At 48.1% G+C, this 437-nt stretch carries 1 pseudogene; it reads right to left on the bottom strand.

Annotated elements, in window-relative coordinates:
* Window positions 1-329 (bottom strand): annotated as a pseudogene (malY, locus tag H9X96_RS22440) (bifunctional maltose regulon transcriptional repressor/cystathionine beta-lyase MalY); the annotation flags it as partial.
* Window positions 330-437 lie beyond the last annotated feature (108 nt).

The raw sequence follows: 437 nt of genomic DNA, 5'->3' as shown, positions 1-437 counted from the left end.
GTTTCAGACCACTGACGAATCAGTTCTGAAACCATATAGATGACAGAAGGGCCATACACCACCGTCTGAGAATCGATGGCGGTGTAATGCTGGGTGGAAAACCAGTGGGCAATAGCCGCGAGAAACTCATCGTTTTTCCAGCGGCTGTAGCCAAATACGCCGTGCATCAGGCGCTGATTCAGCGCCTCTATAATTCAAGGGGCAGTGGCAAAATCCATGTCTGAAATCGTGAACGGTAACAGGTCAGCAGTGCCGAAACGGTCAGCGACATAATCCCACTGTGTACACCATGTGCCATGACGATCCACGACCTTTGAAAAATCGAACATATCTTATCCTTATGCCTGGACAGTATGCATCAGACCGGCCATTTCATCTTTTACTGACTGAACTTGTGGCCCGATAACAACCTGCAGGTTATGTTGATTAAGTTGTAC

This window comes from Pedobacter sp. N36a, from assembly GCF_014472395.1.
Classification (GTDB): domain Bacteria; phylum Bacteroidota; class Bacteroidia; order Sphingobacteriales; family Sphingobacteriaceae; genus Pedobacter.
The sequence above is the reverse complement of the archived record's forward strand: the minus strand, read 5'-3'. Positions and strand labels throughout refer to the sequence as shown.